The following is a 21,945-nucleotide window of genomic DNA, read 5'->3' as shown; positions in this document are numbered from 1 at the left end:
ATGAAAAAACTCTTACTCATCATACTTCCACTCTTTTTGAGTGGATTTTTGTTTTCTCAAAAGAAGCCTGTCAGAAAACCGAAACCAATTCCGAAATTTAATTATATAGAAGAATTTAAAAAAATTTCTGATGAAATAATGACCAACGGAACGGCGTATGATAATCTCGGCGAACTGACGAAAGGTGTTGGTGCACGTTTCAGTGCAACTCCCGGTTATGCAAAAGCAGCCGAATGGGCAGAGAAAAACCTTAAAGAAGTAGGTGCAGAAAACATCTGGAAACAGGAAGTAAGAGTTCCTGTCTGGATCAGAGGCAGAGAATCATTACAGATCAAAGCCGGAAACGGAGAATGGAAAAACATCCGAATGCTGTCTTTCGGAAATTCTGAAGGTACCGGCGGAAAAGACATGATTTACGATATTCTCCTGGTGAATGATGTACAGGAATTGGTGAATCTGACAAGTGCGCAGGTAAAAGATAAAATTATTTTTGTCAATTATCCTATCGATCAGAAAATCATCAGCACCGTAGATTCTTACCTGATTGCTGCTAAATCTAAACTACTTTCAGCTTCTGTTATCGGCAAAAAAGGAGCGAGAGGTTTGATTATAAGATCATTAACAACTGCGTCAGACGATATTCCTCATGCTAAACAAATTTATTACGAGCCTGATGATAAGGTAAAAATTCCTGCCGTTACAATTGGTGTGAGATCTGCGGACGAGCTGGAAAAACTTCTGAAAAAACAAACTGTAAAAGCAAAACTCAATATGACCGCCGAATCAAAAGGCGAAACCATCAACCATAATATCATTGGAGAAATTCCTGGTAAGAAAGATGCTAAAGTCATTGTTTTGGGAGCGCAGCTCGATTCTTGGGATTTTGCGGAAGGTGCTCATGATGACGGTTCGGGAGTGGTGCAGTGTCTGGAAGTTTTAAGAACCTTCAAGGCATTAGGTTACGATAATAATCACACCATAAGAGTTGTATTATACGCCAACAGCGAAAACGGTGGACAAGGGAGAGAAATCTATGCCGCCCAAGTAAAAAAGAAAGAGGAAAAACATATTCTTGCCTTCGGTTCAGATTCCGGGGGGTATTCGCCGAGAGGGTTTTCTCTTGATATGTCTCCCCAAAGACGACGCCTGATTTTCCCCTGGAAAGAATATTTTCTACCTTACGGAGTGTATGATTTTGATCAAACTGATGCCATCCAGGATATTGCTCCACTTAAAAAACTGGACATCCCGTTAATGGAAATGGTGGTGGATACCCAAAGATATTTTGACTATCATCACTCTGAGAAAGATACTTTCGATAAAGTGAATAAACGAGAATTGCTTTTAGGAGCGGTTGTGATGACACAGATGGTTTTTATGATTGATAAGAATTGGTAGATGAAAAATATTCAGGCTTATAGAATTTAGTGATATGATTTCTTTAAAATCTACTCGGATTGAAAGCGTTTAAAATTAATATTAATTTAAAAACTCCTTCTTATCCATCGTAAAATCTAAAATTTTGCCGTCACGTTTTACTTTTATATTGATCTGATTTCCAGCTCTCTCAACCCTGTTCAGTAAATATTGACAAGACAGATCCTGATTTAAATTTTCAAAACTGGTGTCATTAATGCTTAAAATTTCATCGTCAACCTTTACCGGAATATCATTTCCCTGAAACACCAAAACTACTTTAGCTTTATAATCAATAAAACGGTAAGCGAAGCCGAAAGACTCCATTTTTGCAGGAGTATTTTTGATACGGTGTAGATAGATTTTATTATTCTGCCAATCGATGATGAATTGGAATTTTTTCAGGAATTCATTCCCCAGCAAACTGGAATTTCCGGTCATTACAATTTCGTTTTTAAATTTTTCTCCGCCCAATAGTAATTCTTCAGCTCTGAAATTATAAGAAGATTGAGGTTTTCCGGTACCGAATGCTCCCACTGAATTGACGCCATACATTTCTACAGATTTTACTTTTCCGTTTTTGGGATCGTAATAGTGATCTCCAATTTTAATAGATCCTGTAAATCCGGTATCAAAAGTAAAATTGATCTTTTGATCTAAAACCAGCCCTTCTATGATGGGAGTTTTCTGAGGTCTTACCGTAAAATTAAATACCGTTTCGTAACCATTTGTAGAAAACAGACTAAGATCTTTTGTAGCCTCAAGAAGATTTTCAGAATAATTGAATCTCCAGAATAATTTTGCCATCTGACTTGCTCCTACGATGCCGTCGATCTTTAGACAGCCAAATTCAGGACCTTCAAGATCGATTACTACTGCCCCTATATCTTTAAAAACAATCTGATCAATCGTCATTTCAGGAAGTATTGTAAAAATCTGCTCCTGCTTGTTCTTCTGCGAATCTCTTACTTTGCTGGAGTGTTTCTTTTTAAGATTCAGTTCGTTGTAAACAGCGTGGGAAATAACGGTTGGCGCACCTGTATCGAACAGAAACTGATAATATTTTCCGTTGATGAAAACTTTCACTAAAGGCAATTCGTTGGCAAAATTCAGATTAATTTTTTCAATAGGATTTGTAAGCACTGCTTCCCCACTTTCAAAAAACTTTTTCCCCTGTGCAGATAACGCCGTAATACAGAATATAAAAAACAAGAATACACTTTTCTTCATAGCGGTAATTTGTACTAAAATAGTGAAATATTTGATACTATTCTTTATTAATATGCAGTGAGACTTCTAAAAAAATGTATACGGTTATTTCGGAATGTTAACTTGCTATTTCTAAATTTCATGTTTATGTTTCGGAAGAAGATTTCTAGGTGTGAAAAGCGATTCATGAGAATCGCTTTTTTAATCAAATCTTATCCAAAACCTTCTTCGGCAGCAACTTTACCAGCTGAGATTTGAACTCCTTGTCTGCAAACACCAACTTCCATGCTTTTTTATCTTTGCTTACCGCACAGGCTTTCATGGGAGCATTGATGATGTAAGAACCTTCATTGGCTATATATTTTATGTTGGCTTTTCCGTATCTTGAGGTAAGCATCTCTCCTATTTTCTTTCTCATAGGCTCATCCATAGATCCTACATTTGCCTTCAGTTTCAGGTAATAATTGGTTATTGAAAAATATTCACCATTGATGAGTTCAGGGGTTTCAATATTCCCAAACTTTAGATCCTGTACATCGATTTTTACAAAAGGATTGTTGTAGGTCATATTCAGAAGCTGCGACATTTGATCTTTGGGAACGATGGTAAAATATTTGGGATAAATAGTGTTCATCGCCTGATCAATATTTTTAGATTTGATGCTGTTGGCAAAATAAGTGAGTGTCTTCTTGATTGCCAAACCATCGGGAGTTGCATTAGCCTGAGCAAAGGAAGAAAGAGAGAAAAATACCAGTAAAAGGGTGAAAAATTTTAATTTCATGATGATAAATTGTAATTGAAGTTGATATAATTGTCTCTTCGGAGAACTTTTTCAAATATATGTAAAATTCTGAAGTTCGTTCTCATAAAATCTTCTCCTGCAATTCAATATTTTACCACAGCGCATCCGATTTATATCAGTAATTTTGCACCGAAGAATTACTAAGCATGAAAACATTATTACATTATTTAAAACCTCATAAATGGTTGCTGATCTTATCTTTGGTTTTGGCAACGATCAATCAGGTTTTTTCTTTATTCGGACCTGCGATTACCGGAAATATATTGGATCAGCTGGTAACGCATCCCAATTTTTTTGATAAAGAAAAGCAGATGTCCAGAACATTGGATGAATATTTATACGGAACCGATCTTTATCATGGAGCATTTTATTTTCTTGGATTATTGATAGGAACTGCGATGGTGAGCAGAATTGCCAAAGCATTTCAGGATTATGTAGTGAATGTAATTACCCAAAAATTTGGGGCAAACATTTTCACAGACGGTTTGCAGCATTCTATGGCATTGCCTTATCAGGAATTTGAAGATCAGAGAAGTGGCGAAACGCTTTCTATTTTGACGAAAGTAAGAGAAGATTCTGTGAAATTTATCACCAATTTCATCAATATATTTTTCGGAATTCTGGTGAGTATTATTTTCGTTTCGGTATATGCCATTCGTTTGCACTGGTCGATTATGCCGGTATATGTGGTAGGAATTTTCCTGATTGCATTCATTACCAATTTATTAAGTAAAAGAATTAAAAACATCCAGAAAACCATCGTAACAGAAACTACGGGTTTAGCAGGAAGCACAACCGAAAGTCTTCGTAATATCGAAATTGTAAAAAGTTTAGGTTTAACAAAACAGGAAGTAAAACGTCTTAACAATAACACATACAAAATTCTCGGACTTGAATTAAAGAAGGTGAAAAGCATTCGTTCTTTAAGCTTTATTCAGGGGACGATGGTGAATTTCCTGCAACAGTTGATTACCCTTACTCTTTTATATTTAATTTTCAGAAATATTGTGACACCCGGACAGTATTTATCATTGATGTTTTACGGGTTCTTTATTTTCGGACCTATGCAGGAAATCGGGAACATCATCATCTCATATCGTGAAGCGGAAGCATCGCTGCATAATTTTGATAATTTAATGAAAAAACCTGTGGAAGAAAAGCCTCAGACTCCAAAACAGATTGGTGCAGTAGAAAAACTAGCTTTTGATCATGTTTCTTTCAAACATCAAACTGCATCTTACAAAGCATTAAACGATATTTCGTTTGAGGTAAAAAACGGAGAAACGATTGCATTTGTCGGACCGAGTGGTTCAGGGAAAAGCACATTGGTAAAGCTATTAGTGGGATTATACCGCCCGAAAGAAGGTTCTATTTTTTATAATGGAATCAATGGAAAAGAATTCGACTTTGATGAATTGAGAAATCAGATAGGTTTTGTCACTCAGGACACCCAGCTTTTTGCAGGAACGATTAAAGAAAACCTTTTGTTTGTAAATCCAAATGCGACAGATGAAGAGTTAGATTTAGCGTTAAAAAAATCAAGTGCAACGGCATTGATCGAAAGAGCAGAAAAAGGAATTGAAACCGTTATTGGTGAAGGCGGACTGAAACTAAGTGGGGGTGAAAAACAAAGAATTGCCATTGCAAGAGCATTATTGAGAAAACCTAACCTGTTGATTTTTGATGAAGCAACTTCAGCTTTAGACAGCATTACCGAAGAAGAAATCACGACAACCATCAAAGAAATTTCTGAAGAAAAAGAACAGATCACCGTATTGATTGCCCACCGACTAAGCACCATCATGCACGCAGACCGAATTTATGTTTTGGAACGCGGTAAAGTGATAGAAACGGGATCGCACGAAAATCTTCTGGATTTAAAAGGATTGTATTATGCGATGTGGAGACAGCAGATTGGTGAAAGAAAGGTGATTAAACCTATTAGTTAAGCTGATATGATGCTTAAAAAGTTGATAACCACCGTAATTATTCTTATTGTCATTTCTATTGATGGTCAGGATAAAACATTTGCGAAATTTCAGTTTGATAAGGTGATCATCTATGATTTCATCGGAGGGAAAGGAGCAGAAAGTATGTACATCATTGATGAAAACGGAAATGTATCGAAGACTGCAAAAAAGAAAGTTACATTAGATAAGGAAACAGTAAAAATCCTGAATGCAAAACTTGACGATAAGAAATCTTATGGAGCGGGAACTGCTGCCTGCTTTGATCCTCATCTTGGTATTGTTTACTATTTGAAAAATAAACCTGTTGCCCATATTTCAGTATGTATGGATTGTAACAGGTTACATTCCAGCAAAGACATATTAGCTCAAAAGCAAGGAAAAACGGGAAGCGGAAAAGATTCTTATTATCTATTGGATGGAATGAGTACGTCATTCAGAAATTTCATCAATGGATTACTGAAAAAACACAATTTTTCACACCAAATAAAATAATAGTATTTTTAAATCAAAATCAAAAAAAGCCATCTCTCACGAGACGGCTTTCTTATTTTTATCGTAATTCGACTAAGGAACTTTTACCAATTCCACATCGAAAATTAACCATGCATTTGCCGGGATAACACCTCCTGCACCTCTTTCTCCGTAAGCCATTGCCGGCGGAATCAAAAGTGTAGCCGTTTCACCTTCTTTCAACAAAAGAATTCCTTCGTCCCAACCTTTGATTACTCTTCCGGTTCCTACAGGAAACTCAAGAGGCTCACCTCTTTTGAATGAAGAATCAAACTCAGTTCCGTCTACTAATTTCCCTGCATAATGTACAGAAATATTATCACCGGCTTTTGGTGCTTTTCCTTCGGTCTTTTTTGTGATTTTATAGAACAAACCAGATTCAGTAACCTGCATTCCAGCTTTTGCATCTTCAACCATCTTTAGCTGATTAGCTTTAAATTCTTCTTCTTTCTTTTTCTTTTCAGCTTCTTCTTTAGCTAAAAATTCCTTATTTTTCTCCGCAATTTTAGCTTTACCTTCCGTGAAAGTTTTTGCAGCATCGTACCCTTTGTATTCGTCTCCTTTGCTGAAAATACTTACTTTTTCAAGTACGATATCCGTTTTAGGTTTATCCTGAGCTCCTTTTTCAACGTTAGCAATTGCGTCAATCACATCGTCTCCTTTTACAACTTCCCCGAAGATGGTGTGTCTTCCATCTAACCAAGGAGTAGCAATTTCGGTGATGAAGAACTGAGAACCATTGGTATTTGGTCCGGAGTTAGCCATTGATAAAATACCTTTTCCTGTATGTTTAAGGTCGTTTTTTTCGTCTTCGAATTTATATCCGGGATCTCCTGTTCCTGTACCTTTAGGATCACCTCCCTGAATCATGAAATCTTTGATCACTCTGTGAAAGATTGTTCCGTCGTAAAAAGGAACTCCTTTCGCTTTAGATTTGTTATCAATTTTACCTTCTGCAAGACCAACAAAGTTAGCCACAGTAACCGGTGATTTTTTGTCTTCAAACTTTACAATCAGGTTACCTTTTGTAGTTTGTAGATTGGCATAAAGTCCGTCTTTAAGCCCTTCGTAAGTTTCTTTGTCTACGTTCATTTTCTTATAAATTGGTGTACAACTTAACAGCGATGCACTTGCAGCTGCCAGAATTATATTTTTGTTAAACAATTTCATTTTATAGAACTTTTAATTTTATAATTAAAGGAATATCGTTATCTATTTTATTTTCGTCACCGTAAGTTCCGTAAGCCAATGATGATGGTACGAGAAGCGTTACTTCTTCGCCGTCATTCATATATCTTAAAGCATTTTCTACTGCTTTCAATTCATCAAAACGTCCGAATACCGCATTATTTCTGCTGATTGACTGGTCATAAATTTTAGTCTGATCAAAATCATAGAGATCATACGAATAGGAAATTGGTGAATTATCCGGTCTTCTCTGTCTTTTGTCGAAATTTTCTACCGTTGTCCAGTAATTAAGCTGAGTAGGATAAAATTTAATCTCCTGACTATTCACCCAATCCTGAATCTGCTGTCTTTCTAGAGCATTCAGATTTTTCATTCGGTTTCTGGAAACGTCGAGATCATTCTGGCTCAATACTCCACCTACAGGAGGATGAACCTGTGGTGCATTTCTTTTACAACTTAAAAGTCCTAAAGCAGATATGAGAAGTATTTTTTTCATAAAACTTTTGCGAAAATACGCATTTCAAAGGATATAAAAAAACAAAAAAAGCCAAGAAGAAATCCTGACTTTATATAATAATTAATTATTCGAAATTAAGCTGTTTCTAAAACATCTTTTTCAACCAGTACTCTCCATCCGAATGAATCTTCACTTACGTTATTCTGCAAGTTAACCAAATCATTTTTCAATAGTGCTGCATAACTTTCTTCATCAGAAAGTGTTGGAAGCTGCAATTTTTCTCCACGGTGTCCTAAGGCTTTGAATACAGTAGTAACAACAGCGGTACCTACACCCCAAACTTCTTTCAAAGTTCCGTTTTTGTGGGCTTCTACAACAGCTTTCACTGCAATAGGTTCAATTTTCATGTCAAGACCTCTCTTGTTTGCCAGCTGGATAAAGCTGTCTCTGGTAACACCATCTAAAATTTTCTCAGAAGTTGGCGGCGTATAAATAGTATCGTTGATTCTCACGAAAACATTCATTGTTCCGCTTTCCTCAAAATATTCGTGTGTTGCATCGTCTGTCCAGATAATCTGATCATATCCTTCTTCCATTGCTAATTGCGTTGGGTAAAAAGATGCTGCATAATTACCTGCTGCTTTTGCAGAACCTACTCCACCACTTGCCGCTCTAGAATAGTGATCAGAAATTTTCACTGATACAGGTTCAGAATAATAGCTTTTTGCAGGTGTAGCAACAATGGCAAACATATATTTATTGGCTACTCTGGCTTTCAGGGCTTCTTCTGTAGCGAAAATTAAAGGTCTGATATATAAAGACATTCCGTCTCCCTGCGGAATCCATTCTCTATCGATATTTACCAATGCTTTAAGTCCATCCAAAAACATTTCTTCGGTAACTTCCGGCATTGCAAGACGCTTTGCAGATTTATTGATACGTTCAAAATTCTTTTCGGGCCTGAAAAGGAAAACCTGTCCGTCATTGTCTTTGTAAGCCTTCATGCCTTCAAAACAAGCCTGTCCGTAATTTACTCCCATCATCGCTGGTGTAAATAATAAAGGACCGTAAGGAACCAATTTCACATCGCCCCATTTACCGTTTTCATATTCACAGATGATCATATGATCACTGAAAGTATTTCCGAACGAAAAATTATTGGGATCGAAAGTAGAAATTCTAGAGTTTTCTGTTTTTTGAATTATCATTTCTTAAAATTTTTATGATGTTCCACAAATTTAACATAATTTTCCAAATATAAAAATTTTGAAGTAAATTTGGAAAAAAATACCTTGAAAAGAGAAGTCATAACTACAAATGATGGTAGTAAAACACTATTTATCAGCGATTTAAATGAAAATTACCATTCACATCACGGTGCCTTACAGGAAGCAGAACACGTCTTTATCAATAATGGATTTATATTAATAAATGATTACGAAATTAACATTTTAGAACTCGGATTTGGAACAGGTTTAAATGTTTTGGTAACTATTAATGAATATTTAAAAACTGACAAAAATCATGTAGTCAATTATTTTACGCTCGAAAAATATCCCATAAATGAATCTGAAATAGAAAATTTAGCCTACTTCGACCATTTTGATAACCCAGAATTAAAAAATATTTATCAAAAAATTCATCAAACTGAGTGGGATAAATCCGTTGAAATTATTAAAGGTTTTAATCTGAAAAAAATCCAATGTGATTTTTTTGAGCTGAAAAATATTGACTTACCCAAGATTAACCTTGTTTATTTCGATTGCTTTGGTGCAAGAGTGCAGCCAGATCTTTGGGAGAAGCCACTGTTTGAAATAGTGTCCGACAAAATGAGTGTAAACGGACTGTTAACAACCTACTCATCAAAAGGCAGTGTAAGAAGAATACTGAAAGAACTTAATTTTAATGTAGAAAAAAAACAAGGCTAATCCCGGAAAAAGAGAAATGATCAATGCTATAAAGTTATGAGTTATTATTTAGACGTTAGAAGTTAGAAGTTAGAGGTTAGAAGTTGGGGGTTAGAGGTTGTAATAATTGAAATAGTGTATAAACTTGTAGACTCATAATTTATAACTCTTAATTTCTATCTTTTTTCCCTATTTTAGCTTTACAAAATAGTACCTATGATTGACAAAATAAACGTGAGAGTTTATGCTTGTGCTGTAAAAGATTATAAAGTTTTGACTTTGTTTGAAGAATATGCAGGACAGCCGTTATTAAAATTTCCCGGTGGCGGACTAGAATTTGGAGAAGGCTTAACAGCATGCCTTCATCGTGAGTTTGATGAAGAACTTAATGTGAAAATTGATATTTTAGAACATCTTTATACACAGGAAAATTTTTTAGTTTCTCGGTTCAGAGAAAATGAACAGCTTCTTACAATATATTATCTGGTAAAAATTGTGAATGAAGAAGATTTCCTTATTCTTGATCCCTGCATAGAAAAAACAGAATGGCTTCCAATCAATACGGAGATAAATCCTTTTACTCTCCCTGTAGACAAAATTGTTTTTGAAAAATTAAAAGAAAAATTCCTGTAAAAATTAACTTTACAGGAATTATTTTTATTTAGAAATTCTGAAATCTTTCGCACCTGGATAAGGCTGCAAATAACCTGAATTCCAGTTGGATTGCAATAATGATTCCAGAAACTCATCTGTTCTGTTTTTATGAGGATTGTATTGATCTTTCAAATCAATATCTGCCATTTTTCCTTTCACATTCCACCAAAATGCGCTCCATCCGCCACGCATTTCTTTAATGATCTCAAAGACATTCTTTCCTGTGGCTCTGTTCATTAATTTTGCAAAAACCTGCCCTTCTGTTGTGGTTAAATCTTTTAATTGCTTTTCATATTGATCTGCAAGCATATTCTGACGATCTTTTACATATTTTCTTTTTGCAGCGGTATCCATCACGGTCATTTCAACCTGAATATCTTTATATTGTTCCAATGCAGTTAAAAATAAAGGATATACTCTGTATAATTTTTTATTGAGAAAATAATAATAATTTTTATCCAGTTGATTATTAAATCTCGGTTTATTTAACAAAACCAATTCATCCATCACCACCACGGTTTCGCCATTGATTTCATAGATTTTAGCTTTCTGTCTTTCGTCATAATAATATCGATTTCCAAATTCATCAATTTTCAATTGATCTTGAGGATATTGACTTAAAGGCTTCGCAATAATAGAATCTCCCTGCTGTCCGAATGTAGCAACTCCAAAAAAGAATAGAAAAAGAAAGGTGAATTTATGAAATTTCATTATTTTTACACGTATTATAACAAAATTTAACTACAAAAATCATTCCTTAAATATGAAATTTGAGAAGAAATCTTTGAAATTTTTAGAGAAATATTTAAATACTTCATCACCAACCGGATACGAACACAAAGGTCAGGAGGTATGGATGAATTACATCACACCCTACGTTGATAAAATTGAGGTTGATCACTATGGAACCTGCTATGGAATCATCAATCCGGAAGCTGAATTTAAAGTTGTGATTGAAGCTCATGCTGATGAAATTTCATGGTATGTTAATTATATTACAGATGACGGATTAATCTATGTGATCAGAAATGGAGGTTCAGACCAAACCATTGCACCGTCTAAGATTGTCCATATTCACGGAGAAAAAGGAATAGTAAAGGGAGTTTTCGGATGGCCTGCAATTCATACGAGAGGAGCCAACCAAGATGAACCTACGCCAAAAATTGAAAACATTTTCATCGATTGCGGAGCAATTACTAAAAAAGAAGTTGAAGAATTGGGAATTTTCGTCGGATGTATGATTACTTATCCCGATGAGTTTTTTGAAATGAATGACCGTTATTTTGTCTGTAGAGCTTTAGATAACAGAATCGGAGGTTTTATGATTGCCGAAGTGGCCAGACTTTTAAAAGAGAATAAAAAACAAATTCCTTTTGGTCTATACATCACCAACTCTGTACAGGAAGAAGTGGGTCTGTATGGTGCAGACATGATTGCAGACACCATCAAACCAAACATTGCAATCGTCACCGATGTTACCCACGATACAACCACTCCTATGATTGAGAAGAAAAAAGAAGGCGACCAAAAATGTGGTGACGGTTCATGTAGTTTTTTTCGCACCGAGTGTTCACCATGTGATCAGAGAATTGATTATTGACACTGCCAAAAAGAAAGAAATTCCTTTTCAAAGAGCTGCAGCAAGCAGAGCGACAGGAACAGACACTGATGCGTTTGCTCATTCGAACGGAGGTGTACCAAGTGCATTGATTTCTTTGCCTTTAAGATATATGCATACGACAGTAGAAATGGTTTCAAAAGAAGATGTAGGAAATGTCATTCAGTTAATTTATGAGACGCTTCTGAATATCACTCCTGAAATGAAACTGAAGTATCATTAAGATGAAATTTTTTTTCAGGCATCTAATACGAAAGCCAACTTTTATATCAATTATAGCGACATTATTTTTCGCCTACATATTATTTTTAATGGTATATAAAATTTTTAATCCTCCAAAAATAGGATCTGCCTACAATATGATTCTTGAAACACTATTAATTATAAGTATTGTTCCATTGATATTGTTTGTCATTGATAGATTATTGGTAATAAAAATAAATAATATTAAGTTATCAATCATAGAAGCGATATTGATCTTAGGCATATTTTCGTATTATTTTCTATTTGTCAATCCATTTTAAGAAAAGTTAAAGAAATCTAAGTAAAAATGAAAACTAAGCTCATCGCTCCATCCCTATTATCCGCAGACTTTGGGAATCTGCAAAGAGACATTGAGATGCTGAACAATTCTCAAGCCGACTGGTTACACGTTGATGTGATGGACGGCAGATTTGTGCCCAACATTTCTTTTGGCTTCCCGGTTATGAAAACAATTCAGCAGCACGCAAAAAAATTCGTAGATGTACATTTAATGATTGTAGAGCCGGAAAAATATGTTGAAGAATTTATAGAATATGGTGCTGATCTGGTTTCTGTACATTATGAAGCCTGCGTTCATTTACACAGAACAATTAATTTAATTCAAAGTAAAGGGGCAAAAGCCGGTGTTGTTTTAAATCCTTCAACTCCTGTTTTAATGCTTGAAGATATTATTGCAGATGTTGATTTGGTACTATTGATGAGTGTAAACCCAGGATTCGGTGGACAGAAATTCATCGAAAACACATACAAAAAAATCGCAGAAACTAAAGATTTGATTCTAAGTAATAATTCTACTGCACTTATACAAATTGACGGTGGTGTAAATCTGGACAATGCTTCCAGATTATTCGAAGCCGGAGCAGATGTATTGGTCGCAGGAAATGCAGTTTTCTCAGCTGAAAGTCCAGAAAAAACGATCGAACTTCTAAAAATGTAAATCAAAAAAGCAGCTCATTAAAGCTGCTCTTTGTTCTCATGTAAAGAGAAAGTATGATGGTTATTAGTTTCTATACGATGATTAATGATATTTTTATTCTTTATTAACTTTTGTAAAGATGGAAATTTTTATCAGACGAAAACATCCGTAAAAACACGGATTTTTTCAACATATACTGATTATGAATTTTAGAAAATAATTGTATCATATTATTTTTACATTATTCACAATATTCTAATAATTATTTATTTTAATTATAATGATGAATGAACAAAAAAGTAAGAATAAATCAATTTATTTTTTATGACTAAATGTCACAAAAAATGGAAGTATTTGATTATAACAAAAAAATCCGGAATAATTTCCGGATTTTTTATTGACAAGAATTCTGGTTAAAAAATCTCTCTCCCTGAAAAGTGGAATTGTGCTTCAATAAGAGCATTTTCATCAGAATCAGATCCATGAACTGCGTTCTCTCCAATGCTTCTGGCAAACATTTTTCTGATTGTTCCTTCAGCAGCATCAGCAGGATTTGTAGAACCAATTAAAGTTCTGAAATCTTCCACAGCGTTATCTTTTTCTAAAACTGCAGCAACGATTGGTCAGTGAGCTCATGAAATCAACCAATTCTCCATAGAAAGGTCTTTCAGCATGCACTTCATAGAATTTTTTGGCGTCAGCAACTGTAAGTTGAGTTAATTTTAAAGCTTTAATTTTGAAACCTCCTTCAGAAATTTTCCCTAAAATAGCACCGATATGTCCATCAGCAACCGCATCAGGCTTAATCATAGTGAATGTAATGTTAGACATAAATGTATATTTTTTTAATGGCACAAAACTACAAAAAATATCTAAATATAATTTTAATTTAATTTTAACACAAAATAACTTTTATTAAGAAAATTTACCATACATTTTGGCACATAAATTGCAATTAATAATTCGATTCTCATGTTTAATTTGAGTTTTCATGGTTATTAGTTTTTACCCAGCTTCGGCTGGGTTTTTTTTATTTGTAAATTTTTCTATAAAAATTTACAAATTTCGCAATAATAAACAGGGAAATTTAAATTAAGATAAGCGAACTCTTTTATTCTAAATTAATAGAGCAATTTGTGTTGTAGTTTAAAAGTGAGATATTTTTAATTCTGAGAGTTTTCTTCCGCTTCATCCATCAGTTTGATGTAGGTAGAATAGCGTGAATGTTGAATTTCTCCTGTCTCCAGAGAATTCAGAACGGCACATTTCGGTTCATTAATGTGCATACAATTATGAAACTTACATTCTTTTCTCTTTCTGAAAATTTCCGGGAAATAATGTTGTACCTCTTCTTTTTCAATATCAATCATTGCAAATTCTCTCACACCCGGAGTATCAATCACATTTCCGCCGAAATGCCAAAAGTGCATCTGTGCAAAAGTTGTCGTATGTTTTCCTTTGAGATGAGTATCTGAAATTTCTGAAGTCCTAAGATTTAAATCAGGTTGCAGCGCATTGACCAAAGTAGATTTCCCACACCCAGAATGCCCGAAAAATACTGAAGTCTGATTCTTTACAAGTTCCTGAAGATCATTCAGATTTAATTTTGAATAGGAAGAAATTTCAAGGCTGTCATAACCGATTTCCTGATAAAGAAACTGAATATCTTTCACCACCTCAATTTCTTCGTCATTTAAGACATCCATTTTATTGAAAAGAATAAGTGGCTTTATATTATAGGCTTCACAACAGGCAAGAAAACGATCCAGAAAACCAAATGAAGTTTCAGGATGCTTCAAAGTAAAAATGAAGCAGGCAATATCAATATTTGATGCGATGATATGTGCTTCTTTTGAAAGGTTGACCGCTTTTCTGATCAGATAATTTTTGCGTGGATCAATTTTGGTAATCCAAGCAACATCATCCTGTTCAAGCTGAAATTCTACATAATCGCCTACTGCAAGAGGATTGGTAAGCCTTGTTTTGATCAGCTTGAATTTTCCACGAATTCTTGCTTCGAAAATCTTATCGGTTTCCATTTCTAAAACCTGATACCAGCTTCCTGTAGATTTAATGATTTTTCCTTTCATATATATGACTGCAAATATAAGAAATTAGGATTTAGGTAACAGGATTTAGTTTAAGCTATTCATTAGATTTTTCAAAGCCAAATCCTATTACCATTTCCAGTTTCTTTACATTCTATCAATCATAATATTATTTTGTTTTTCAATAGATTCTTCATGAATTGCCTTAAAAACTTTTTCTATAAAATCCTGAGACATTCCTGTTTCTCTGGCTTTTTGAATTGCATATTCTGTAATCACTTTCCAGCGTTCCGGCTGAAAGATTGCGATATCGTTTTCTTTCTTCAGTTTGCCGATTTGCTCTGAAATCTTCATTCTCTGCGAAAGCAATTCTATCATTTGAAAATCAAGATCTGAAATCAACGTCCGGTGTCTTCCCATTTCATCATCAAAACCTGCAATCCCGGAATTTCTTATTTTTAAGTTTGAAATTAAATCAGCCAAAACTTCCGGTGTAATCTGTTGGGAAGCATCGCTCCAGGCTTCGTCAGGATTGGAGTGCGACTCTATAATTGCTCCCTGGTAACCAACATTCAATGCTTCCTGAGTAATATCTGCCAAGCCGGTTCTGTTTCCGCAAATGTGAGAAGGATCGATCAGCATGGGAATGTTCGGAAATTGACTTTTAAAATCTAAAGCAATCTGCCAATTCGGGTTATTTCTGTACTTTGTCTTTTGGTATGTAGAAAAACCACGGTGAATTACCCCAAGATTCTTAATATCCTGACCCAAAAGTCTTTCTAAAGCACCAATCCATAACGCTAAATCTGGATTTACAGGATTTTTAACAAAAACTGTTTTTTCAGTTCCTTTTAAAGCTTCAGCAATTTCCTGAACCGTAAAAGGATTTACTGTAGAACGTGCGCCAATCCAGAGAATATCAACATCCGCTTCCAAAGCTGCGGAAACGTGATGCGCATTGGCTACTTCCGTGGCCGTCTTAAAACCGTATTCCTGCTTTACTTTTTTTAACCAGTTTAAACCAATTACTCCAACTCCTTCAAAACCATTGGGTTTTGTACGAGGCTTCCAGATTCCTGCACGGAAAATGGGCACCTGAGCATTGGTATCTTTTATTCTTTTGGCTGTCTCCAGCATTTGAGCTTCGCTTTCTGCGCTACAAGGTCCCGCAATGATCATTGGCTGCGAAAACTCATTAATCCAATCGTTTTTTAAATCTATTAAGTTCATTTTAAAAGTGTTTTTTATTTAAATATTATATTCAATGAATAAGCATTATAAAGTTTATTTATAATTCTTTTCAAAAAAATCCGGTACAAAATTGCAGTGAAATTGGAAATGGAAAATGATTGATTTTCCAGTATTTTTTGAGAAAGAAATTCAGTTAACTATACCAATAAAACAGATAATAATTTCTGAAATTTCTATAATAAATAGTTTCAAAACTAAAATAGCTGCTAAAATGATTAGCAGGTACAAAATTAAACAGATATGGGAACAATAGTTTTACCACGTTGACTGTCAGAATTTTTTGTTTAGTTTTAAATTAAATTTAGACTTGTAAAAATCGTATTTTCTACAAATCACTTGGCAAATATATAAAATTATGTCAAATCAAACTTCATTAAATCATCAAGATCTTTTAAAAGTGGATTAATTTCGACAAATTTCTCAAATTTTTTCTTGGTTGTAAGTACTTCCTGTTTCAAATTTTGAGGATCGTGCTTAAAATTAAACACAATTGCATGATTATTTACTTTATGCTTAAAATGATTAAAAAACTCAATACTTATTTTGTCAAATTCAACTTTTGCAGATTCTGAAGGATACTGAATCTGAATCAGTTTTTCATCAATCTTTTCCAGTTTGAAAGATTTGATAGCATTGAATATAACAGGATCTTTGGCGCGAAGCTGCATCAATAAAAGATTCCATTCTGACTGAAGATCAGTTTCTGTAAAATGATGCTCTTGTAAATGCTCGTTAACTACAGTTAGCTTTTCTTCAACTTCCTGCTTTTCTTCTTTATTTATAAAAGAATTGATACTGAAAACTGATGAAACTTTTGGCCTTGATAATGGTTTTGAAGCTGTTTTAATCGTAAGTTCTTGAGATGGCTGATCTTCAGTAACCTCAGATTTCGCTGCTATTTCTTCTTTTTTTTCTACTCCTTTTGACGGCAGTATAATCTCCTGTTTCTCATGAAGAAATGGAGCTAATATTATGAACTTTTTTTTTTAGCAATATCTCCACCAGCAGTCAGAGAAGCCAATTGCATTAAGGCAATCTCTACTGTAAGTCGGGGATTTTTAGAGTTTTTATAATTGATATCTGCATGATTGCAAATTTCAATTCCGTCTATCAATTGCTGAGCATTCCAGTTTTTTGCCTGCTCTACAAATTTTGTTTTGGTCTGTTCTCCCACTTCAATCAAATCAATAGTTGAGGCATTTTGAGCCATCATTAAATCTCTGAAATGATTTCCTAAACCTGCAATGAAAATATGTGGATCAAAACCTCTCTTTACAATTTCATTAAAAGCAAAAAGAACTTCGGGAATTTTATTCTCTTTTGCAAAATCTATGATCTTCAGATATTGATCGTAATCTAAAATATTGAGAACTTCTGCTGCTTTAGCAAGGGTAATATTTTTCTGTGAAAATGTTGATAGTCTATCGAATATTGAAAGTGCATCTCTTAATGCCCCGTCTGCTTTTTGGGCAATTAAATACAGAGCATCATCTTCATATCTGATATTTTCTTTTGCTGCAATACCTTTCAAATGCTCCTGAATATCGAGAATTGTAATTCTTTTAAAATCATAAATCTGACAACGGGACAAAATAGTAGGAATAATCTTATGCTTCTCTGTCGTAGCGAGGATAAAAATTGCATGAGCAGGTGGTTCTTCCAAAGTTTTAAGAAAAGCATTGAAAGCAGCCGATGAAAGCATATGAACTTCATCGATAATATACACTTTATACTGACCGACCTGTGGCGCAAAACGCACCTGATCAATCAGTTCACGAATATCATCAACCGAGTTATTGGAAGCTGCATCTAATTCATAAATATTATATGCAAATCCATCTTCTGAGACCGAACCGTCTTTTTCGTTAATTTTTCTCGCTAAGATTCTCGCACAGGTAGTTTTTCCTACTCCACGAGGGCCACAGAAAAGCAAAGCTTGTGCTAACTGATTTTCTTCAATTGCATGCTCTAAGGTATCTGTAATGTGAGATTGACCAACAACGGTGTCAAACTGTTGAGGCCGGTATTTCCTTGCAGATACGATGAAATTTTCCATAGCCCAAAAGTAAGAAATATTGTTCTAATCTGAAAATATAAATTTTCAAATAATGGCTGATATAAAGCTGAATTATGAGAAAATAATTATTTTTTCTGATATGCGAAATCGATAATATCTACAATGGCTTTTTCAATTTTCTTTCTTCCGTCTTCAGACTTTGTATCTATTCCGCAGAAAGTTGTTCCGTTGTGTGCAGTATACAAATTAAGATGGTAAATACCTGCAACGAGCAAAGCTGTGATTGCTCTGTATTCTTCAGACTTATCACCAAAATGCGGATCTGTAATATTTGTAAATAAGCCCTCTCCTACTTCTTCACGTTGTTCGAAGAGTTTTTTAAGAACCGCCCTGTTTTCTGAAAGCTCCCAAACTATAATTTTCTGAAGTTCTTTGTTTTTTCTCAGGCTTTCATACTGATTAAGCAATGCCATTTTAGACATTTCTTTTCCACCGTCGGAAACATCAACTTTCATCTCTTTTTCATCTACTCTGCTCCAGTAATCCTGAGATCTGATATACTCATCTATAAGCTTATCTGTGCTTCCAAAGTATTCATAAATTAATTTTTTGTCGAAACCGGCAACGGCTGCGATCTTACTTACCATTAATCCTGAATACCCTTTGGTTTTCAAAATTTTACCCACTGCATTCAGCAGTTTTTGTTTGGTTTTTTCCTTATCCCTAATCGGGCCTTGTACAACTTTTCTAGGCATCGTCTATTATTTAATATTGCAATTAGCAGTCAATTATTTGTTATTTTTAAAAAAAATGAGACTTAGAAAATTTTCTAAAATCAGCATTTATTACAGATTAAAAATTATCATTTCAAAAATCATAAGAAAGGCTCAAAAGATTTCCCATATTTTTGAAAAGACTAATAATAAGTACGATATTAATATTGATTTGGATTTGGCTAAACTTAAACGCTTAATTAATAAAATAAAAAGCTTTATGATGAAAATGATACAATAATAAACAGTTATTGAAAAACAGTTATCATAAATTATATCCAATGATTGAATTTCAAAAGTGAATACAAATAAACGTATAAATCACTGGATAACTTAAAATTATTTTTTTTCAGTCACTAAAATTATACCAATTAAAGTTAGCAATTCAACTGATATATTTTTAATTTTTTATATTAAATCATTACTTTATTAAAAAAACCACTTAAGCATTTCATTTACTGATGATTACCACACAACATAATGAGTTTAATTATCAAAATAATTTAAAATTATTTTTACGAATAAAAATTTATTCTTCCAAATTGTTCAATTAAAACTCAATTATATTAAATCAATCCATCAATATTTTAATTATTTGTTATAAACTAATAAATATTTAATCATCATAATAATTCTAATCATAAATTTTAAGAATTAGATCTGTCTAATTTGTTTCATACATTTTAGAAATCATTTTTCAAATAAAAAATATTTTGGAATTATTTTTGATAATAACTAATTCACAAATATACTAATTTAATTATTAATTTGTATATTTATGCACTAAATTTTAAAGATGGATTTTGACTTAATAAAAGATACTATTGCTTTAGTAGAAGAGTTTAATTCTTCTAATAAAACGCTAACTTATCCGAAAACTATCGATGGATTCAAGAATTGGGTTATTGATCAGGAAATTGACAAAAACCCAATGGTAAAGGATGAGCCAGACTGGGAAGGTAAAGAAAATGGCAGAACTGTTGAAAGTGCAATTAGTACACTATTTGTTCATCTCAATCGATATGCAAAAATGTATTCAAAATCTGCAATTTTAGATTCTGAGTTTTCTACACAGGAAGATTTTATTTATCTGATTAATCTGAAGACTTTCGGAACGATGTCAAAAATCGATTTAATCAGAAAAAATATTCATGATAAATCTGTGGGTAATCTTATCATTTCCAGATTAATGAAACAAGAATGGATTGAGCAAAATGACTCACCTGAAGATAAAAGAATGAAATTAATTCACATCACAGAAAAAGGATTGTCTGTATTAGAAAATCAGATGAAAAAGATTCGTCAGGCTACACAGATCGTTTCCGGTAATCTCAATCATACAGAAAAAATGGATTTGATCCGTATTCTTAATAAATTAGAACAATTTCATCATCCCATTTACACCCAAAATATTGACAGCAAAAATCTTATAGACACGGTTTATAAGGAATTTTCATTTGATTAAACGAATATGAAGAAAATAGCAATTATAGGATCAGGATTTTCAGGTTTATCTGCAGCGGCTTACTCTGCGCAGAAGGGTCATGAAGTGCACGTATTCGAAAAAAACAGCAGTTTAGGCGGAAGAGCCAGAAAATTTACTACTGATAACGGTTATGTTTTTGATATGGGGCCGAGTTGGTATTGGATGCCGGATATTATTGAAAATTTCTTTAATGATTTTAATAAAAAAAGTTCAGATTTCTTCGAGTTGATTCCTTTGAATCCACAATTTGAAATGGTTTTTTCAGATGGTACAATGCAGATCCCACATGATTACAATGAAATGAAGAGCCTTTTTGAAAAGACTGAAAAAGGTGCCGGACAAAAATTAGATGAATTCATGAATGATGCGCAATACAAATATGAAGTCGGTATGAAAGATTTTGTCAACAAACCATGCAATTCCTGGTTTGAATTTGTTTCTCCTAAAATTGCAAAAAGTGCGCTGAAATTAGATTTGCTTTCTAACTTTCACAAATTTGTCAGAAAATATTTCAAAGATCCAAAACTTATTATGCTGATGGAGTTTCCTGTGATTTTTTTGGGAGCAGCTCCAAAAGACATTCCTGCATTATATAGTCTTATGAATTACGGAGGATACAAGTTGGGAACATGGTATCCTATGGGAGGTTTTTCAAAAATTATTGATGCGATGGTAAATGTTGCTCAACAACAAGGTGTACAATTTCACTTAAACTCAAATATTGATTCCATAAAAATTACTGACCGTAAAGCAACTTCTGTTTCTGTCAATAATTCTGAAATTGAATTCGATACAGTGATTGCGTCATCAGATTATCACCACACAGAAAACAGTTTACTTCCAAAAGAATATAGAAATTACACAGAAGATTACTGGAAAAAAAGAATTTTTGCACCATCATGTCTTATCTATTACTTAGGATTTAAAGAAAAGATCCCAAATCTAAAGCATCATACTCTTTTCTTTGAAAACGATCTGGATCTTCATACAAATGAAATTTATGACGATAAAAAATGGCCTACAAAACCACTTTTTTATGTATGTTGCCCATCCAAAACCGATCCTAACGTTGCGCCTGAAAACTGTGAAAATGTGTTTTTGCTCATGCCGGTTGCAACAGGATTGGAAGACAGCGAGGAAGTAAGAGAAAAATATTTTAACGAAATGATTCTCAGACTTGAAAAGCATACCAATACTTCTAATATATTATCTAAATTAGACTACAAAAAAAGCTATTGCATTAAAGATTTTAAAGAAGACTATAATGCCTATGAAGGAAATGCGTACGGTCTGGCAAATACCTTATCCCAGACTGCAGTTTTAAAACCATCATTGAGAAATAAAAAAGTCAGCAATTTATTCTATACAGGACAGCTTACAGTTCCCGGACCAGGAGTTCCGCCCTCTATTATTTCAGGAAAAATTGCCGCTATCGAAGCAACTAAATAAACTAAGATTA

Annotated in this window: 18 protein-coding genes and 3 pseudogenes; 9 read left to right on the top strand and 12 right to left on the bottom strand. The window is 33.8% G+C overall.

The features are described 5' to 3' along the window. Positions 1-1,398, top strand: a complete 1,398-nt coding sequence (locus ACZZZA_RS12610) for a M28 family peptidase (protein ID WP_463432245.1) — start codon at positions 1-3, stop codon at positions 1,396-1,398. An 81-nt stretch (positions 1,399-1,479) separates the two neighbouring features. Here ACZZZA_RS12610 and ACZZZA_RS12605 read toward each other — a convergent pair whose 3' ends face one another. Both ACZZZA_RS12605 and ACZZZA_RS12600 read right to left on the bottom strand, forming a co-directional pair. Next, positions 1,480-2,646, bottom strand: coding sequence for an aspartyl protease family protein (locus ACZZZA_RS12605; protein ID WP_463432243.1), 1,167 nt, complete (start codon positions 2,644-2,646; stop codon positions 1,480-1,482). 184 nt (positions 2,647-2,830) lie between these two features. Continuing rightward, positions 2,831-3,406 carry a hypothetical protein gene (locus tag ACZZZA_RS12600; RefSeq protein WP_463432241.1) on the bottom strand — a complete coding sequence of 192 codons (576 nt, stop codon included), beginning with the start codon at positions 3,404-3,406 and terminating at the stop codon, positions 2,831-2,833. 167 nt (positions 3,407-3,573) lie between these two features. Here ACZZZA_RS12600 and ACZZZA_RS12595 point away from each other — a divergent pair, with 167 nt between their 5' ends. Next, on the top strand, positions 3,574-5,376 hold the full coding sequence (locus tag ACZZZA_RS12595; RefSeq protein ID WP_463432239.1) for an ABC transporter ATP-binding protein: 1,803 nt from the start codon (positions 3,574-3,576) through the stop codon (positions 5,374-5,376). A gap of 21 nt (positions 5,377-5,397) precedes the next feature. Beyond that, positions 5,398-5,889, top strand: coding sequence for a hypothetical protein (locus tag ACZZZA_RS12590; RefSeq protein WP_463432237.1), 492 nt, complete (start codon positions 5,398-5,400; stop codon positions 5,887-5,889). A 72-nt stretch (positions 5,890-5,961) separates the two neighbouring features. Here ACZZZA_RS12590 and ACZZZA_RS12585 read toward each other — a convergent pair whose 3' ends face one another. From ACZZZA_RS12585 to ACZZZA_RS12575, 3 genes are all read right to left on the bottom strand, one after another. Beyond that, a complete protein-coding gene (locus ACZZZA_RS12585; protein ID WP_463433776.1) occupies positions 5,962-6,999 on the bottom strand; it encodes a peptidylprolyl isomerase in 1,038 nt (345 codons plus the stop codon). A 79-nt stretch (positions 7,000-7,078) separates the two neighbouring features. Next, positions 7,079-7,591, bottom strand: a complete 513-nt coding sequence (locus ACZZZA_RS12580; protein WP_463432235.1) for an FKBP-type peptidyl-prolyl cis-trans isomerase — start codon at positions 7,589-7,591, stop codon at positions 7,079-7,081. A 95-nt stretch (positions 7,592-7,686) separates the two neighbouring features. Beyond that, a complete protein-coding gene (locus ACZZZA_RS12575; RefSeq protein ID WP_463432233.1) occupies positions 7,687-8,760 on the bottom strand; it encodes a branched-chain amino acid aminotransferase in 1,074 nt (357 codons plus the stop codon). An 84-nt stretch (positions 8,761-8,844) separates the two neighbouring features. Here ACZZZA_RS12575 and mnmC2 point away from each other — a divergent pair. After that, positions 8,845-9,520 (top strand): annotated as a pseudogene (gene mnmC2, locus ACZZZA_RS12570) (tRNA (5-methylaminomethyl-2-thiouridine)(34)-methyltransferase MnmC2). Positions 9,521-9,675: 155 nt separating this feature from the next. Then, positions 9,676-10,092, top strand: coding sequence for an NUDIX domain-containing protein (locus ACZZZA_RS12565; protein WP_463432231.1), 417 nt, complete (start codon positions 9,676-9,678; stop codon positions 10,090-10,092). Between the two features lie 24 nt (positions 10,093-10,116). On the opposite strand, the gene ACZZZA_RS12560 is transcribed toward ACZZZA_RS12565, so the two are convergent. Further along, on the bottom strand, positions 10,117-10,824 hold the full coding sequence (locus tag ACZZZA_RS12560; protein ID WP_463432229.1) for a DUF4294 domain-containing protein: 708 nt from the start codon (positions 10,822-10,824) through the stop codon (positions 10,117-10,119). Positions 10,825-10,876: 52 nt separating this feature from the next. Between ACZZZA_RS12560 and chrP the strand changes: the two are divergent. Both chrP and rpe read left to right on the top strand, forming a co-directional pair. Then, positions 10,877-11,954 (top strand): annotated as a pseudogene (chrP, locus tag ACZZZA_RS12555) (chryseobasin maturation metalloprotease ChrP). A gap of 327 nt (positions 11,955-12,281) precedes the next feature. Then, positions 12,282-12,932, top strand: coding sequence for a ribulose-phosphate 3-epimerase (gene rpe / locus ACZZZA_RS12550; protein ID WP_463432227.1), 651 nt, complete (start codon positions 12,282-12,284; stop codon positions 12,930-12,932). 392 nt (positions 12,933-13,324) lie between these two features. Here rpe and ACZZZA_RS12545 read toward each other — a convergent pair. From ACZZZA_RS12545 to ACZZZA_RS12520, 6 genes and pseudogenes are all read right to left on the bottom strand, one after another. Then, positions 13,325-13,742, bottom strand: a pseudogene (locus tag ACZZZA_RS12545) (nucleoside-diphosphate kinase). A gap of 332 nt (positions 13,743-14,074) precedes the next feature. After that, positions 14,075-15,001 (bottom strand): ribosome small subunit-dependent GTPase A, encoded by a 927-nt coding sequence (gene rsgA, locus ACZZZA_RS12540; RefSeq protein ID WP_463432225.1) that lies wholly within the window; start codon positions 14,999-15,001, stop codon positions 14,075-14,077. Between the two features lie 105 nt (positions 15,002-15,106). Further along, entirely contained in the window at positions 15,107-16,189 is a 1,083-nt protein-coding gene (locus tag ACZZZA_RS12535) for a chorismate mutase (protein WP_463432223.1), read from the bottom strand. A gap of 374 nt (positions 16,190-16,563) precedes the next feature. After that, positions 16,564-16,878, bottom strand: coding sequence for a hypothetical protein (locus tag ACZZZA_RS12530; protein WP_463432221.1), 315 nt, complete (start codon positions 16,876-16,878; stop codon positions 16,564-16,566). Positions 16,879-17,180: 302 nt separating this feature from the next. Beyond that, on the bottom strand, positions 17,181-18,266 hold the full coding sequence (gene dnaX, locus ACZZZA_RS12525; protein WP_463432220.1) for a DNA polymerase III subunit gamma/tau: 1,086 nt from the start codon (positions 18,264-18,266) through the stop codon (positions 17,181-17,183). Positions 18,267-18,352: 86 nt separating this feature from the next. Continuing rightward, a complete protein-coding gene (locus ACZZZA_RS12520; RefSeq protein ID WP_463432218.1) occupies positions 18,353-18,982 on the bottom strand; it encodes a TetR/AcrR family transcriptional regulator in 630 nt (209 codons plus the stop codon). Between the two features lie 814 nt (positions 18,983-19,796). Here ACZZZA_RS12520 and ACZZZA_RS12515 point away from each other — a divergent pair. Then, entirely contained in the window at positions 19,797-20,465 is a 669-nt protein-coding gene (locus ACZZZA_RS12515; protein ID WP_463432216.1) for a MarR family winged helix-turn-helix transcriptional regulator, read from the top strand. 6 nt (positions 20,466-20,471) lie between these two features. Further along, entirely contained in the window at positions 20,472-21,935 is a 1,464-nt protein-coding gene (locus ACZZZA_RS12510; protein ID WP_463432214.1) for a phytoene desaturase family protein, read from the top strand. Positions 21,936-21,945: the final 10 nt, after the last annotated feature.

This window comes from Chryseobacterium sp. AC405b (genome assembly GCF_979258685.1).
The sequence above is the reverse complement of the archived record's forward strand: the minus strand, read 5'-3'. Positions and strand labels throughout refer to the sequence as shown.

Excerpts from the sequence above, each read along its gene's own strand:
- ACZZZA_RS12520 (WP_463432218.1), bottom strand. The coding sequence starts at position 18,982 with ATGCCTAGAAAAGTTGTACAAGGCCCGATTAGGGATAAGGAAAAAACC.
- ACZZZA_RS12595 (WP_463432239.1), top strand. The coding sequence starts at position 3,574 with ATGAAAACATTATTACATTATTTAAAACCTCATAAATGGTTGCTGATC.
- dnaX (WP_463432220.1), bottom strand. The coding sequence starts at position 18,266 with ATGGAAAATTTCATCGTATCTGCAAGGAAATACCGGCCTCAACAGTTT.
- ACZZZA_RS12610 (WP_463432245.1), top strand. The coding sequence starts at position 1 with ATGAAAAAACTCTTACTCATCATACTTCCACTCTTTTTGAGTGGATTT.
- rpe (WP_463432227.1), top strand. The coding sequence starts at position 12,282 with ATGAAAACTAAGCTCATCGCTCCATCCCTATTATCCGCAGACTTTGGG.
- rsgA (WP_463432225.1), bottom strand. The coding sequence starts at position 15,001 with ATGAAAGGAAAAATCATTAAATCTACAGGAAGCTGGTATCAGGTTTTA.
- ACZZZA_RS12580 (WP_463432235.1), bottom strand. The coding sequence starts at position 7,591 with ATGAAAAAAATACTTCTCATATCTGCTTTAGGACTTTTAAGTTGTAAA.
- ACZZZA_RS12515 (WP_463432216.1), top strand. The coding sequence starts at position 19,797 with ATGGATTTTGACTTAATAAAAGATACTATTGCTTTAGTAGAAGAGTTT.
- ACZZZA_RS12585 (WP_463433776.1), bottom strand. The coding sequence starts at position 6,999 with ATGAACGTAGACAAAGAAACTTACGAAGGGCTTAAAGACGGACTTTAT.
- ACZZZA_RS12560 (WP_463432229.1), bottom strand. The coding sequence starts at position 10,824 with ATGAAATTTCATAAATTCACCTTTCTTTTTCTATTCTTTTTTGGAGTT.
- ACZZZA_RS12575 (WP_463432233.1), bottom strand. The coding sequence starts at position 8,760 with ATGATAATTCAAAAAACAGAAAACTCTAGAATTTCTACTTTCGATCCC.
- ACZZZA_RS12600 (WP_463432241.1), bottom strand. The coding sequence starts at position 3,406 with ATGAAATTAAAATTTTTCACCCTTTTACTGGTATTTTTCTCTCTTTCT.
- ACZZZA_RS12535 (WP_463432223.1), bottom strand. The coding sequence starts at position 16,189 with ATGAACTTAATAGATTTAAAAAACGATTGGATTAATGAGTTTTCGCAG.
- ACZZZA_RS12530 (WP_463432221.1), bottom strand. The coding sequence starts at position 16,878 with ATGCAGCTTCGCGCCAAAGATCCTGTTATATTCAATGCTATCAAATCT.
- ACZZZA_RS12510 (WP_463432214.1), top strand. The coding sequence starts at position 20,472 with ATGAAGAAAATAGCAATTATAGGATCAGGATTTTCAGGTTTATCTGCA.
- ACZZZA_RS12565 (WP_463432231.1), top strand. The coding sequence starts at position 9,676 with ATGATTGACAAAATAAACGTGAGAGTTTATGCTTGTGCTGTAAAAGAT.
- ACZZZA_RS12605 (WP_463432243.1), bottom strand. The coding sequence starts at position 2,646 with ATGAAGAAAAGTGTATTCTTGTTTTTTATATTCTGTATTACGGCGTTA.